The organism is Rossellomorea vietnamensis, assembly GCF_025398035.1.
In the GTDB taxonomy this organism is placed as follows: Bacteria; Bacillota; Bacilli; order Bacillales; family Bacillaceae_B; genus Rossellomorea; species Rossellomorea vietnamensis_B.
This window is the reverse complement of record NZ_CP104558.1, coordinates 2,301,632-2,316,545: the sequence shown is the minus strand read 5'-3', so window position 1 is coordinate 2,316,545 and position 14,914 is coordinate 2,301,632. Positions and strand designations below refer to the sequence as shown.

Annotated in this window: 14 protein-coding genes; 9 read left to right on the top strand and 5 right to left on the bottom strand. The window is 46.8% G+C overall.

Features of this window, described 5'->3' with window-relative positions; translation table 11 throughout:
• Positions 1 to 164: 164 nt before the first annotated feature.
• The 5 genes from N5C46_RS11995 (at position 165) to N5C46_RS11975 (ending at position 5,186) form a co-directional block, all read left to right on the top strand.
• Entirely contained in the window at positions 165 to 1,091 is a 927-nt protein-coding gene (locus N5C46_RS11995) for a hypothetical protein (RefSeq protein WP_034761146.1), read from the top strand.
• Between the two features lie 63 nt (positions 1,092 to 1,154).
• Positions 1,155 to 1,784: a DUF4129 domain-containing protein gene (locus N5C46_RS11990; protein ID WP_261748856.1), complete on the top strand. Its 630-nt coding sequence runs from the start codon at positions 1,155 to 1,157 to the stop codon at positions 1,782 to 1,784.
• A gap of 36 nt (positions 1,785 to 1,820) precedes the next feature.
• Positions 1,821 to 2,951 carry a DUF4350 domain-containing protein gene (locus N5C46_RS11985; protein ID WP_261748855.1) on the top strand — a complete coding sequence of 377 codons (1,131 nt, stop codon included), beginning with the start codon at positions 1,821 to 1,823 and terminating at the stop codon, positions 2,949 to 2,951.
• Positions 2,948 to 3,877 (top strand): AAA family ATPase, encoded by a 930-nt coding sequence (locus tag N5C46_RS11980; RefSeq protein ID WP_034761154.1) that lies wholly within the window; start codon positions 2,948 to 2,950, stop codon positions 3,875 to 3,877. Before N5C46_RS11985 ends, N5C46_RS11980 begins: the two co-directional genes overlap by 4 nt.
• Positions 3,828 to 5,186 (top strand): DUF58 domain-containing protein, encoded by a 1,359-nt coding sequence (locus N5C46_RS11975; RefSeq protein WP_261748854.1) that lies wholly within the window; start codon positions 3,828 to 3,830, stop codon positions 5,184 to 5,186. The genes N5C46_RS11980 and N5C46_RS11975 overlap by 50 nt, the downstream gene beginning before the upstream one ends.
• Here N5C46_RS11975 and N5C46_RS11970 read toward each other — a convergent pair.
• Complete coding sequence (locus N5C46_RS11970) at positions 5,178 to 6,134, bottom strand: stage II sporulation protein M (RefSeq protein ID WP_261748853.1); 957 nt, start codon at positions 6,132 to 6,134, stop codon at positions 5,178 to 5,180. The two genes, N5C46_RS11975 and N5C46_RS11970, sit on opposite strands and share 9 nt — an antisense overlap.
• Positions 6,135 to 6,238: 104 nt before the next feature.
• Between N5C46_RS11970 and N5C46_RS11965 the strand changes: the two genes are divergently transcribed.
• A complete protein-coding gene (locus N5C46_RS11965; protein ID WP_261748852.1) occupies positions 6,239 to 7,042 on the top strand; it encodes an RDD family protein in 804 nt (267 codons plus the stop codon).
• Between the two features lie 282 nt (positions 7,043 to 7,324).
• A complete protein-coding gene (locus tag N5C46_RS11960; RefSeq protein WP_261748851.1) occupies positions 7,325 to 9,286 on the top strand; it encodes a phospholipase D-like domain-containing protein in 1,962 nt (653 codons plus the stop codon).
• 50 nt (positions 9,287 to 9,336) lie between these two features.
• On the opposite strand, the gene N5C46_RS11955 is transcribed toward N5C46_RS11960, so the two are convergent.
• Together N5C46_RS11955 and N5C46_RS11950 are read right to left on the bottom strand one after the other, a co-directional pair.
• A complete protein-coding gene (locus tag N5C46_RS11955) occupies positions 9,337 to 9,624 on the bottom strand; it encodes a hypothetical protein (RefSeq protein ID WP_079530780.1) in 288 nt (95 codons plus the stop codon).
• 114 nt (positions 9,625 to 9,738) lie between these two features.
• A complete protein-coding gene (locus N5C46_RS11950) occupies positions 9,739 to 10,539 on the bottom strand; it encodes a VLRF1 family aeRF1-type release factor (RefSeq protein ID WP_261748850.1) in 801 nt (266 codons plus the stop codon).
• Between the two features lie 218 nt (positions 10,540 to 10,757).
• Here N5C46_RS11950 and N5C46_RS11945 point away from each other — a divergent pair, with 218 nt between their 5' ends.
• A complete protein-coding gene (locus N5C46_RS11945) occupies positions 10,758 to 10,991 on the top strand; it encodes a hypothetical protein (RefSeq protein ID WP_034761169.1) in 234 nt (77 codons plus the stop codon).
• Positions 10,992 to 11,214: 223 nt separating this feature from the next.
• On the opposite strand, the gene aldA is transcribed toward N5C46_RS11945, so the two are convergent.
• Both aldA and N5C46_RS11935 read right to left on the bottom strand, forming a co-directional pair.
• Positions 11,215 to 12,663, bottom strand: a complete 1,449-nt coding sequence (gene aldA, locus N5C46_RS11940; RefSeq protein WP_261748849.1) for an aldehyde dehydrogenase — start codon at positions 12,661 to 12,663, stop codon at positions 11,215 to 11,217.
• Positions 12,664 to 12,840: 177 nt separating this feature from the next.
• A complete protein-coding gene (locus N5C46_RS11935; protein ID WP_261748848.1) occupies positions 12,841 to 13,863 on the bottom strand; it encodes an NADP-dependent oxidoreductase in 1,023 nt (340 codons plus the stop codon).
• Positions 13,864 to 13,972: 109 nt separating this feature from the next.
• On the opposite strand from N5C46_RS11935, the gene N5C46_RS11930 reads away from it, so the two are divergent.
• The gene (locus tag N5C46_RS11930; RefSeq protein WP_261748847.1) at positions 13,973 to 14,884 is read left to right on the top strand and encodes a phosphotransferase; all 912 of its coding nucleotides are present in this window, start codon (positions 13,973 to 13,975) and stop codon (positions 14,882 to 14,884) included.
• Positions 14,885 to 14,914: the final 30 nt, after the last annotated feature.

Sequence of the window (14,914 nt, the reverse complement as noted above, 5' to 3'; positions counted from 1 at the left end):
GAAGGCAGGGAGCATCAAATGCAAATGGAACCATATGAATAGGCATAGGATGCGGATAGTAAATTAGTGCAGAAAAATGACAAATATTTCATCAACTGAAGGAGGAATAATGTTAAAATAAGCGATATATTGTAAAAATTTGAAAAATAGCGGAGGGTCAGAATATGAACGCACAATTCAGTAAACCAAAGCGATTCGGTGAAATACTGGATCATACATTTCGACTAAGTAAGAACCATTTCAAAGATTTTTTCCTGATTGTCCTTGTATTATTGGGACCTGTCTATTTGTTACAGGCTCTCATTGATCTTGCGTCTGGAGTCAGTTTCTTTAGAACGACAGGGTCAGGGGAAACCTGGTTTGAAGGAATTGTCAACAGCTTTTCAGGAGAGTTTTCACCTGAGGAAGGGCCGGCTGTGAATGTGGGAGCGGAACTCGGCGCGGCACTGATTGGTCTTATCACGATGATTCTGTCACCGATCGCCCAGGCGGCGATATTGTTCACCCTGAATCATATGAGGAAAAATGAGGACTACTCGGTCAAGCTGGTCATCAAAGAAGGATTCTCCCGTTTTTGGCCGATCATCGGAAGCAGTATCCTATTCGGATTGATCGTGTTTGGATTCATCTTTGTCCCTATTTTCACAATCGGGATCGCTGGGGTATTCAGTGCTGCCTTATTTGATACAGGGGTCGGGGTAATCATTACGATCATCGTCTTATTCCTCCTCATTGCTGCTGTAGTCGCTTATCTCTTAACACGATGGAGCTTCTACCTGGGAGCTGCGGCCATTGAGCATGACGCACCCGGACTTGGAAGAAGCTGGAGACTGACGAAAAAGCGCACATTCACCATCATTGGATTGTATATTGTGTTCGGGCTGATCATCGGGATCGTCAATACAGCATTTGAATTGACGTTCGGCCTGGTATTGGGGAATAGTGTTTTATACGGGATGATCCTCAATGTGGTGACATTATTTACGACCATGTTGTTCGCTGTTGGTTTCGGAGTGATGTTCTTTGACCTGAAAACAAGGCATGATGCAGATGATTTAAATGAGATGATCGATGACTATACGACGATTTAACCATGAAAGTAAACAGTCTGGCCCGGGGTTCCGGGCTTTTGATCTGAAAGCCAGGTGAAGAAAGTGTTGAATGAAAACAGAGCACGGGATCAACTCGAAGAAATTCTGGAAAGGGAAGAATACAAAGCCTATCTTCAGGATCATGAGGGCCTGCTGTCGGGCTTGTGGGAAAAGGCAAAGGAATGGATCAGGGATCTGCTCGGAAACATTGACCCTTCTCTTGAGCCGACAGGCGGGGCGGCATCGGGGATCCTGATCACACTCATCGTCATCGTTGTGGGCATCCTTCTCCTCATAGCATTCAATGCGGTGCGTAACGGGGTGAGAAGGCGCAGGTTCCGTTCGAACAAGCCCCTTCAATCCATGAACGAGATGGAGTGGTCCTATACAAGGCATCTTGAGGAAGCCCGTAAGCATGAGGACCTGGGTGATTATTCGAAAGCCACCCGTCACATGTTCCTTGCATTGCTTCTGTACTTTCACGAAAGGGAGTATCTGGAGGCGCGGGTGTGGAAGACGAACTGGGAGTATTACGACGAACTGCGTAAAGTGAATCAAAGATGGGCGGATCGATTCTACCGGCTTGCCCTTTTATTCGACGAGGTTGCGTATGGTGAACGTGTAGTAGAGAAAGAGGAGTATCTACACTATAAACAGGAAGCCCGCGGCTGGTTGGAAAATGGAGATTCATAGATGGACAGTGTAAGGGAAAGGAGGTAGGATCGGGCATTGAAGTTAACTATAAAAAGGTGGATCCCCCTGGTGGGTCTTCTTGGTGTATTCATCGTGATCGGGGTCTTTCTTTCTCCGGAAAAGCTGAAGGAGTATCCCGCTTATGTATCAGAATCCCCCTCGCCAACAGGGATAAAGGCCCTTTACACCTATTTAGAGGACGAAGGGGATGCCATTTCCAGATGGTCCCTTTCACCTGACCGGTTGTCCAAAAAAGAAACCGGCCAGCTTCTGATCATGGCGGAGCCCTTTACAGTCCCGGATCAGGAAGAAATGGAAGAATACGAGGATTTCATGAGGCGGGGAAATACCATCCTCCTTCTGAAGGATAATCCAAAAGGGATGTTCGATATCAAGACGGAAATGATAGGAGACAACCCCATTCTTCCACTTGTACGTGACGGGAATGGAAATACATATAAGACCGATACTTTATCCGGCGTCCGCCTTGAAGAAGAGGCGGGAGACACGGTCCTCCTGGATGACGTGGACGGAACGATCGCCTACAAAACGGACGTAGGTCAGGGGTCACTGATTGTTTCCACCACACCTGCCTGGATGACGAACGGCAGTATCCTGGAGAAGGATCATCTTTCTCTCATTCTTCTTTTGTTAAAAGAAGGTGGTGCAGAAGAGGGGACCATCCTGTTTGATGAATTCCTCCACGGAGGAGAAAGCGGGGCAACCCCTGCGAATCTTTATCCGCAATGGCTATTGCTCCTGCTTCTCCAATCAGCCATCTTCACTTTACTTGGGCTATGGATGCAGGGGAAACGGTTCGGGGGAATTCTCACCCCCCGGGAGGAAACGGTCCGGTTCAGCGATGAGCGAATCAAGGCCCTTTCAGCGTGGTACTTGAAAGGGAAACAATACAGGGACTCCCTTCTGATCCAGTCTGATTATGTAAGACTCCTGTTCCAGGAACGGTGGGGGATCCCGACGAGTAAAGAGTGGGGGGACTTGAAAGAACCGCTGGAACGGAGACTGCAAACCGTCTCCGAAAAGGAAATTGCCTCTTTTTTAATGGGGATAAAGGGTGTACTGAATAAAGAAAGAATCAGTAAACAGGAATACATCATGTGGTCGAAAAGATTAGAATTATTCAGGAAAGAGGTGGAGGATCGTTGAAAACAGAAATCACATCCTTAATGGAGATATTTGAAGAGCGCATCGTAGGACAGGGGACGAATCTTAAACTCTTGCTGTCTTCGATTCTCGCAGGAGGACATGTATTGATCGAAGGGGTCCCGGGCACCGGGAAGACTCAAATGGTCAAAACATTGTCCCGTTTGCTTGGAGGAAGCTTTAACCGGATTCAATTCACCCCGGACCTGCTGCCGAGTGACATAACGGGAAGTACGATTTATAACATGAAGGACAACCGTTTCCAAACGATTAAGGGACCGATTTTCACCAACGTCCTATTAGCCGATGAAATCAACCGGACACCCGCGAAGACCCAGGCGGCACTCCTTGAAGCCATGGAAGAAAAGCAGGTGACGATCCAAGGATCGACGTACCCCCTTGAAGAGGTATTCTTTGTGGTGGCAACCCAGAATCCGATTGAATTCGAAGGTACCTACCCGCTTCCCGAAGCTCAGCAGGACCGATTCCTGTTCAAGCTCGATATTGATTTCCCTTCATTTGAAGAAGAGAAATCGGTTTTAAAACAGGTGATCGAGAACCATGTTGACCGGAGTGAAGTGGGGGCGGTCCTCGACATTGAAACCTTCTTATCCATCAGGAAAGAAATCGAGGAGGTCACCTTAAGCGACGCAGTATTGGATTATATCATGCAAATCGTCAGGAAAACCCGGGAAACGGAGACAATCCGCTTCGGTGCAAGTACAAGGGCGGCCATTTCGATCGGCAAGGCAGGCAGGTCGTGGGCCTATCTGTCAGGGAGGGACTATGTCACCCCTGATGATATCAAAATGGTGGCAAGACCTGCCCTCAGACATCGCATCCAGCTATCTCCGCACGTAGAATTGGAGGGACTGACCATTGACCAAGTCATCCAGGAGCTTATTGGGTCGATTACTGTTCCAAGATAAGGGGATCCTGCCGACTGGGCGGCTGCTGATCGTGTACACATGCTTTTCAGGTATCCTTTTTGCAGGTACGCTGGTTGGGCTGTCATGGACATGGATCTTTGTATTGAATGGTTTGTTTCTCGCTTTGAGTCTCATCGATTTAACGTTCTCTCCTTCAAAGAAAAATATTGAAGTAAAGAGGAGCATCCCTGATCAAATGGAAAGGGGACTTGATTATACGGTCGAGTTAACGATCCATAACACATCGGATCGGGATATGTCGTATCGTCTCTTGGACGGGACACCGCAAAGCTTTCAAGCCACATTCCCGCTTAAAGGGAAGCTATCCGGACATTCAACTGTTAAGCCCTCTTACCATGTGGTGACCCCTGTACGGGGGGACTATGAGTTAACCCGGCTCTATTTCCGCTACCGGAGCTCACTGGGACTCTGGGAGAAACAAAAAACCGTTGAAACGGTGGAGAAGGTGAAAGTCATCCCCGATCTCACTGAAACGAGAAAGGTACTCGAAGATGCCCAGCTGTTTTTACTGTATGAAGGGGTGAAAATCCGGAAGATGCAGAGTGGCGCAGGGGAGTTTTCTAAAATAAGGAATTACGTCGTCGGGGATGATCCAAGAAAGATCAACTGGCGTCAAACGGCAAAGCTCAGAGAAGTGATGACGAATGAATATGAACCTGAGCATGGAAAGTATATCACGATTCTCATTGATTGCGGACGGATGATGGGGGCGGAGCTGAAGAAAGGGAACCGTTTGGAGAGGTCCCTTGAAGCCGCCATGACCGTCACGGCGGCTGCCCTTCAGAACGGGGACTATGTTTCGGTCCTCGCTTTCAGTAAGAATGTGAAGGTCTACATCCCGCCTGCCAAAGGGATGGCGCATCTCCAGACCATCCTCCACCGCATTTATAATCTCGAGGTGGACGCGGCGGAATCCAATTATGCCGCCGTCCTCCATTACGTCCAGACGGTCCAGAAGAAACGGAGTCTGCTGTTATTATTCAGCGATATCCACACATTCCTCCATGAAGATAATGCTCTCTATTATCTGCAGCGACTGCGCAGGCAGCATCTCTTTTTAATGATCGGGATTGAAGATGAGATGTTGGTGAAAAGGATCAAGTCGGAGCCGGTTGACGAGATCCAGGCGATGATGAAGAGTATGGCCCAGAAACAGATGCTCGTTAAAAAGAGGGAGAAATCCAAGTGGGAAAAACAGGGCCTCCTGATGGTGGAGGCCCGTGAAGAGAAACTGGCAACGACCGCCGTTTCGTACTATATAGATCTGATGAACCGCGGATTAGTGTAGCCTGCTGAGTCGGAGCTTACCGATGGCCACATAGAGAATCAGTCCGGCAACCGTCAACAGAGCGACCATGTACTTCGCAGGAAGTGAAATCGCTGCCGGTGTGATGAAGCCTTCGATGATACCGGCGATGACAAATAGCGGGATCGTACCGAGGAGGAGCTGGACGGATCGCTTCGCCTGCTCCTTCAGTTGATATCCCCGCGTGAAGCGTCCGGGTACGAAAAGCTTATAACCCATCAACAGTCCCGCACCACCGGCTATGAAAATGGCCGTAAGCTCAATCATGCCGTGTGGGACAATATATGCCCAGAATTCGTAGCTCATTCCCTGATGCCAGAAGACGGCGGCAAGGGCACCGACTATGATGCCGTTGTATACAAGCATATACATCGTCAATAAGCCGAACGTAACACCGCCTGCAAAAGCAAGGAAGGCCACTTTGATATTATTGGTCATGATGGCAGCGGACATGATGGAAGAATTCACTTCCCCGTCACTTTTCCCCAGATTACCGGGGTCCACTCCCTGAGACATTTCAGGGGGGAGGATGGAATAAAGATGCAGGGGATCATTCACGACAGAAAGAAAGGCAGCCAGTGCACCGATCGTAAACAAGACCATTGCCAGGACAACGAATTTCCATTGATCGAGAAGGAGACCGATAAACGTCGTGGAGAAAAAATGCCGGATTTGCTTTCCGCTTGTGATCTGATCTTTATAAAAGAGATTGTGAGATTTCGACACGAGTCCGTTTAAATAATCCGTCACTTCTTCTTCAGGGAAATAGGTCTGGCTGTAGGATAAATTCTGGGCAGCCTTTTGATAGAGGCGATTGAACTGATCGATGGACGTCCCCGTCATATTCTTTCTTTTTCGCAACGTTCCGAGGAGATCCTCAAGAGACTTCCAATCATCCCGGTGCTGTTTGACAAATTGCTTCACTTTCATTGTGACACCTACTCGTTCATTGGATTTCTTATCTCTTATTATAGTAAGTTTAGAAAAAAATAGAAACTATTAAAGGCAAATTCAACCAAAAGGAGGGGATGGATATGCATGAAGAACAGGTCGATATCCGGACGCCCGAATATGTATCCCTGAAATTTCAGCCGGCGGGACTGGGGAGTCGTGCCGCTGCACTTATGATCGATCAAATCATCTTGACCATCATTAACATCTTGATTGTGGTGCTCCTGTTTTTCGTCCTTGCAGACGATAACCTGAAACTAAATATGTTCGATTTCAATTCCGTTTTTCTCGGGTTCTTCTTGATCACCATCTTCGTCATTAATTGGGGATATTTCTTCGCCCTGGAATACTTCTGGGGAGGGAAAACAGTGGGGAAACGGATGTTGGGCATCCGCGTGATACAGGAGAATGGACACAGTGTCACACTCTTATCCTGCTTCATCCGTAATCTGATGAGAATCATCGACATGCTTCCGGTCTCTTATTTTCTCGGGATAATCATGATCTTCCTTCACTCCAAGCACAAACGGCTGGGTGACATCGTGGCAGGAACCATCGTCGTGCATGAACGGCGGGTCAAAGGAAAGAGAAAAGAGAAAGCCATTGAAAAAGAAATCCAGCAGCGTGGGCTCAGGCAGGAAGACCTGTCAGTCGAAGAATGGACGTTGAAGCAGCTCGGTACGAAAGAATGGAACCTGGTCAGGACGTACGCGAATCGCTTCCTGCAGCTGCCCCTTTCAGAGCGAAATCATTTAAGCAAAAAATTGGCCGATATCCTGTTTCCGAAATTGGGGATGGATATGGATGGGATGACCTATGAAGAACTTGAAAACACCCTTCTTCTTCTGTACCTGGTAATGAGGGAGGACTGGGAAATTGAATTGTAAACAGCAGAGTCTGAAGAGGACTTTGCTGTTTTTTTATTGGGTCTTTGTACCTGAATGGGTTTCTTCCTTTAGTTTAAACGTTTGTTTCCAAATAGACCAAATATATTAGTAAATAAAGTAAAACTAGTAGGAATATAGTGATGACGATTTACACTGAATCTACAAAATTTACAAAATGGTTAGAAAAATCATGTCCATTCTCCCCTTACATTACAAAATGCGACAAAATATACTTGTACTGTAATCATTTTAATATCTTTGCATTCTGAAAGGGGAAAGGGCATGAGGACCAAAAAGGTATCATTATCGATCATCAGTATCCTGTTTTTATTGACGGGAGGATTCATACAGCCACAGGGTGGGATGAATAAGAGCGTGGAAGCGGCCACCCAGTCAGCCGTCATCAATGAAGTGGCCTGGATGGGAACGACAGGTTCCTACAATAATGAATGGATGGAACTCCACAATCCGACTTCAACGGATATTGTCCTTGATGGTTGGACACTTGAAGCCGGGGACGGTTCACCGAGCATTGCTTTAAGCGGAACGGTTGGGGCACAGGATTATTTTTTGCTGGAAAGAACGAGCGACAGCACGATCTCAACTGTTACAGCTGATCAAGTATATACAGGAAGCCTTGGGAATTCCAATGAAACCCTGTATTTGAAAGATGCATCGGGTACCATCATCGATGAAGTGAACGGATGGTATGCCGGGGACAATACGACGAAAGCGACGATGTCGAGGATCGATCCGTCTGTCAGTGGGATCGTCACAACGAATTGGAGTACGGCAACCACTTCATACGAAGGTGGATTCGGGACACCTAAAGCGGCTAATGCCGAAGCTCCGGCGGGTGATGGGAGTGAATCCCTTACGAATGTGAGCGAGGAGCTGGGGGCCATCAATGTCTATTTCAATAAAAGCGCCTCTACACAATACGCCATGCCGGGTAATGAAGCAAACTACAATGTCAATCTCGAAGATCGATTATTAAAGCGATTGAATGCAGCGACAACGTCAATCGATTTCGCCACATATGAAATCAATCTGCCGCGGGTGGTGGATGCGCTAATGGAAAAAGCCGCTCAAGGAGTGGACGTACGCATTCTGGCAGACGCAAAGGACGGAAGTGATCCTCACTATGCAGAACGCTATGAGACGATGCGTCTAAACTTGGAAAAGCTTGTCCGAGGAAAGGATGGAGTAGTCGGAACTGGGGACGATGCCCATATTTTATCGGATTCTCCCATGTTTGTCGTTGAAGATGCAACGAAGCGTGGGGCCTATGGTTTACCAGCAAGCTTCAATGACTTTCCAAAGCGTAATGTGACAGTCGGAAGTACGGCGACTACAGGCTATATGTTTGTCGAAGGAGAACTGAAAGCCACGGACAGCTACTATTCTCCCGGTAATCAGATGCATAATAAATTTGCTGTGATCGATGGGCAATGGGTCTTCACCGGCAGCTGGAACTTTACCGTTACAGGACTTTATGGAACAGAAGAAAACATGGAGCAAGGAATCCTTGACGGAAATCAGCAGCATGTCGTAGAGGTCCATTCACCTGAGCTTGCCTCTATCTATAAAACAGAATTTGAAGAAATGTGGGGAAGCGGGACGACGACACCGGATAATACGGTTTCTAATTTCAGTACCCGCAAAATCGATAATACGCCTCATACCCTGACCATCGGTGGCGGTAAAGTTGAAATTTATTTCTCTTCAGGGGATGACGCTGTTGGACGCATGAGGGACCTTGTGAAAACGGAAGCGGACGAAAATGCGTACTTCACCATTTTCGCCTGGAGCGATCAGGCATTGGTGGACGAATTGAAGAACAAATGGGAAGGAAGCTATGTGGATAATCAGGGGACACGGACTGGCTTTGACGTAAAAGGCGTGTTCGATCCAAGCTTCTGGAATCAATGGTGGTCAGCGAGCATCGAAATGACAGGAAGAACAGCCACCCAAACGAGTACGAATAACCCGAATACACGCTGGGCGAATCCTGCACCTGTCTACGCAGCCAATGAAAGTCGCAAGCTGCATGCCAAAACGATGCTCATCGATGCGGACACAAACAGTGATCCAACGGTCATTGTGGGGTCGACCAACTGGAGCGAAAACGGTAATAATGTGAATGATGAAAATATGCTCATCATCCATGACGATAGCATCACGAATCAATTCCTGCAGGAGTTCAATGCAAGATACGAGAATGCAGGCGGAATGCTTCAATAAATATAAAAAAAAGGATGGTCCTCATTTCGGGAACCATCCTTTTTACTTGTTCATTCCATCCCGGGGGCCTTCTGAATTTCAAAGATAAGGACAATTGCAGTGATTGCATGGGCAATCAATCGGATAATCGGGAAGAAGTTCAGAAAGGAAGCAAGAATTCCAAGGAGACTGCCAAGGATCGGCTGATCTTCCGACCTGGAAATGTACAATACGCTCGCATGCCACAGAGCTATTAGACAGAGGAGAAAAGGAATCGATTCTCCGGCGATATTACCAAAGATGGGGACAGCGAGAAATAATTCAATTGAAAAGGACAGCCATTTTATTCGTGAAAGCACGGACACACACCTCCTTATTTCAGTGTATGAACGAAGGGGGGACGTGTGCCTGTTTGAGTGGAGGATTATCCAACAAAAATCCACCGTCCGGATAAAGGACGGTGGGCGCTAAGGTTATGCCAGTATTTTCTCCACGACTTTATGTTCATTTTCATTCAATAAGTTTTTTCCGATGGTTTCATGGACTTCTTTATTCATGCTCTCTTCCAGTACAGCGGCTTCTTCCTTATCCCCGACGAGGATGATTCGTTCCCATTTTTCATCGGCTGCTTTTTTGTCGAGGATGCTGCCGAGACTTTTCCACCAACGTTGTTGATTGGCTTTCAAGCGGTTTTCGTACTCCTCCTGCTGATTGGCTTTTCCGCCGCCGCTTCCCATGCTGACATCAGCATGATGCGGTCCTTCGTGCTTACGCCAGTCATCGGTTTCCAGATCGAATTCCATGAACTCGCTGGACTGAATTTCTCCGAACGCAGAAGTGAGGATTTTGATCTGATTTTGTTGAAGAAGCACGAGCCCCGTAAAGGGATGCTCTTTATGCAGAGCCTTCAATTGGTCAAGATGAGGGTTCTCCTCCCAGTAGAAATTCGTTTCCACAGGCACCTGAAGTTCAAACGTTTCCCAGATCCCGCTATCCGCGGAAGCGAAAATGATGAAACTCCGTGGCAGCTCGCGTTCAAGGCTATGCACGTGGTTCTCCACTTTCGGCCGGATGGTTTGGAGCCTTTCTTTTTCTTCCGGTGCGCTTTCAAGATATTCTTCGAGTCGGTTGAACCCATTCTTGAGGGCGATCTTCCACTCCCCGCCCTGCTGATCAGGATCGCTGCGGTCGGTATTTAAGTAGATTGTCAATAACTTGTCCGGCTTCTGTAAGTATAAGTTTTCCAACACACTGATGGTCTTACTTAAAGACATGGAATTCCTCCTTATAGAATCGTTACTTTTCATATAAACGGTGAAGGAGGTGTTTAAACATTATTTTGTAAAATAAGGGAATTTAATCTGGGGAAACGGGTAAAAAGCTGCAATGTTCCTCTGTCCATTTTTTCTCCAAGAAATCAGATAAATCATGTTTTATGTTCTTTACACCGGGTAAATATGTACTAAATAACAATCGACGGGAGAGAAAAAACATGAGCTATATTAACCAGGGCAGAGAGCGTATTCAATTTGATCGGAAAGGGAAGACAAAGGATTTACATATACTGGAGTGTACGCGTTGTTCGAATGAGTTCCGTTCGACGATGAATGTAAATCAGATAGAGTGTTCGAATTGTTCTACATCGACCAATCCTAAACTGGATCTGTCCCTCTTTAAAGTCATCGGTTTCATTGAAAATCTTCAAGGGAGTGAAGTTCGTTGCTAAATAAAGATAAAATGGCTGATTTGAAAATGGATTTTAATGATATTCTATGGATGAGTTCCGGTGTTGCAATCATTCTATTATTAATTGCGTTGGCGAATTTCTTTATCATCTCTTAAGTGTCTCATATACCGTTTATTAAAAAGTCCTGAATTGCAGGGCTTTTTTTGTTGGGAAAATGTATCATAATAAAAAAGCCTGACCCGAGGCCAGGCTTTTCGTTCTGTTAACCTTTATAGTTTTCATCGTACTCGAGATAAACAACATGTGTTTCAAGGTATTCATTCAGTCCGTGTTTCCCGTCAGCTCCACCGATTCCGGATTGACCACGGCCGGCATGGAATCCATTGATGGCTTCGAAGTTTTCACGGTTGACGAAGGTTTCCCCGTATCGAAGCTCGTTAGCGGCTCTCATGATCTCATGCAGGTTCTCGCTGAAAATCGAAGACGAAAGACCATACTCCGTATCGTTGGCAAGCTCGATCACTTCATCAAAATCCTTGTACGTCATGATCGGCAATACCGGTCCGAAGATTTCTTCCTGGATGATGTCCATCTCCTGCTTTACATCGACAAGGATGGTAGGTTCATAGTAGAATCCTTTTTCCACGTTTACCGGTTTCCCACCCGTAAGAACTCTGGCTCCGTTTTCGACGGCGGTGTTGACCATTTCCGTCACGGTTTCAAGGCGGTCTTTGTTGACGAGAGGACCGATATCATTATCGCGGTTTGTCGGATCCCCGACCGTTGTGTTTTTCATGGCTTCGGTCATCTTGCTGATAAATTCTTCCGCTACATCCTCATGCACATAGACACGTTCCGCGTTTGTACACGCCTGACCTGAATTCGTAATTCTGGACGTTTTGATCTTTTCGACGGCAAGGTCGATATTAGCATGTTTCGTGACAATCGCAGGAGCTTTACCGCCGAGTTCAAGATTTACTTTCGTAATGGACTTGGATGCTGCTTCCATCACTTTCGAACCTGCAGGATAACTTCCCGTCATGGACACCATACGCACTTTAGGGTGACTGGACATTGGATTTCCGATATCGGAGCCTTTTCCGGTCACCAGATTGAAGACCCCTTTAGGCAGTTTCACTTCATCTATGATTTTAGCAAATTCACATGCCGTATTCGGTGTGTACTGACTTGGTTTCAGAACGATTGTACATCCTGTCACGAGTGCAGGTGCCACTTTTCTGGCCAGGATGAACATTGGGAAGTTCCAAGGTACGATCCCTGACACAACCCCGATCGGTTTCTTATAAACGAGTATGTTCTCGTTCGAACGCTCACTCTCTAGGATCTCTCCTTCGTAGCGAAGCGCCCAGCCCGCCATGTAGCGGAAATACTCGATGGCAAGGTCGACTTCTCCTTCGGAAGCTGCAAGGGTCTTCCCGTTTTCATCTGTCAGCATCTGAACGAATTGATCACGGCGTTCCTCCAGCTTATCAGCAATTTTATATAAATAGGAAGCCCGTTCCTTGGAAGGAACCTTGCTCCACGAAAGGAAAGCCGTATGGGCAACATCCACGGCGTGGTTGACATCGTCTTCCGTACCAAGCGGAATAGAAGAAATCGTCTCCTCATTCGCCGGATTAATCACATCCCACGTCTCTTTCGACATACTATCCACAAACTCACCATTCACATACATCTGGTACTTCTCCACTATACTTCCTCCTTCAAGAACTGTTTTCTCACATATCTCTTTCTTTTCCCGTCCGGTGGGGAGGAGTAAACATAGGGATGTGCAAAAGGAAGAGGGACGGACACCCTTCACACTTACCTGAATGTTGTTTTATCAGGGTTATGGGTGTGAATATGGAGGTCCGTCCCTCAAAAGGGCTTATTTAGATGGTTCGGCGATTTTGACGAGTTGTTTGCCGATGTTCTTGCCTTGGAAGAGTCCGAGGAAGGCGTCGGTTACGTTGTCGAGGCCTTCTGTGATGGTTTCTTCGTATTGGAGTTTTCCTTGTGAAAGCCACTCCCCAAGCTTTGTTGCGCCTTCTTTGAAGCGGTCGTTGTAGTCATTGACGACAAAGCCTTTCATGAGTGCGCTTGATTTGATCAGTCTTGATTGAACACGTGGTCCAAGGTCACGATCTGTTTTATTATAAGACGAAATAGCCCCACACACTGGTATACGCGCATGTTTATTTAGTAAACTAAGGGCAGCGTCTCCGATTTCACCACCGACGTTTTCAAAGTACACGTCGATACCATCCGGACATGCTTCTTTTAACGTTTTATAGATGTTGTCTGTTGTTTTATAGTTGATGCCTTCGTCAAATCCGAGAGTATCCGTCAGGTAGCTGACTTTTTCATCAGATCCTGCAATGCCGACGACACGGGCACCTTGGATCTTCGCAATTTGCCCTACGACTGAGCCGACTGCACCTGCAGCACCGGACACGACGACGGTTTCTCCTTCTTTCGGCTGACCGATGTCCATGAGTCCGAAATACGCAGTAAGTCCTGTCATTCCAAGGATACTTAAGTATGTGGAAATCGGTGCGACATCCGGATCGATGGTGCGGACCTCTTTCTCTTTCGCAACGGAATACTCCTGCCAAGGAAGCATGCCGACTACGAAGTCCCCTTTTTGGAAGTGTGCAGATTTTGATTCCACGATCTCTCCTACCACTCCGCCGGCCAATGCCTCGTTTAGCTTGAAAGGTTCAACATACGATTTGGCATCAGACATTCTTCCGCGCATATAAGGATCCACGGAAAGGTAAATCGTTTTGACAAGCACTTCCCCATTTGAAGGCTGTGGCACATCGATTTCTTTATAAAGGAAATCTTCTTTTACAGGCATTCCTTCTGGTCGGGAGACTAATTGAATTTGCTGCTGTTTTTCAGGTAACATTACAATTCCTCCTTGATATTTGACTATAATCATTTTTTCCGATTACTTGAAACTTATCACAAGAAGTTCTGGTTCTACAAAGAATAACACTTGAGAAAGGTGTGGTAATGTGGCGCATCTATGGGACGCAGAAGTAGCTGTCACCACTTGTCAGGCCAAAAGGTTGATCGAGTCCCAGTTTCCGGACTTGATCCCTGCTGACATCCAGATCATGGATTATGGTTTTGACAATACGGTCATGAACGTAAACAATGATTGGGTTTTCCGGTTCCCAAGGAGGGAGATCGCTGTAAGGCTTTTGGAAACGGAAGGAAAGCTATTGCCACTCCTTGCAGAAAGCGGTGGGGGCCTTCAGATTCCGGTTCCGACTTATTACGGCATGCCTTCGTCTCAGTACAAGTGGCCATTTCTCGGATATCGTTTTGTGAATGGGACCATCCCGTCACGGGCAGCATCTGTCGTGAGAGAGGGGGAGTCTGCCATTGCATTGGCCCGGTTCCTTAAAAAGCTTCACGGAACGAGTGTGGAGGCAGCAGAAAAACATGGGGTTCCTTATGACGAGCTGTCTCGGTTGGATGTTGAAAAGCGGCATCCCATATTGGAAAAAAACAAGGATGAACTCAAAGGTCTCAATCTATTTCATCAAGTGGATAAATTAGAGACGTATCTTCATAACCTACCAAGTAAGGCTTTGCCTGAAGAAACCACACTGGTACATGGCGACCTTCACTTTAAAAACATTGTGGTGGACAAAGAGGGCATTCTGTCAGGGATCCTTGATTGGGGAGATGTCCATCTTGGTCACCGTGCCATTGATTTAAACCTGATCTACAGCTTTCTTACTCCTGAAGGAAGGACCCAATTTTTAAAAGAATATGGAGAGGTCGGGGAGGAAGAATTGGACTATGCCCGATTCAAAGCGGTGTATACGAACGTGGTGTTACTGCTTTACGGCTACCATGAAGGGCAGCCTCATACAGTGATGGAAGCCCGGAACAGCCTGGAGCTTGCCCTGACATGAAAAAGCCGGGTTGACTACACAGTCAACCCG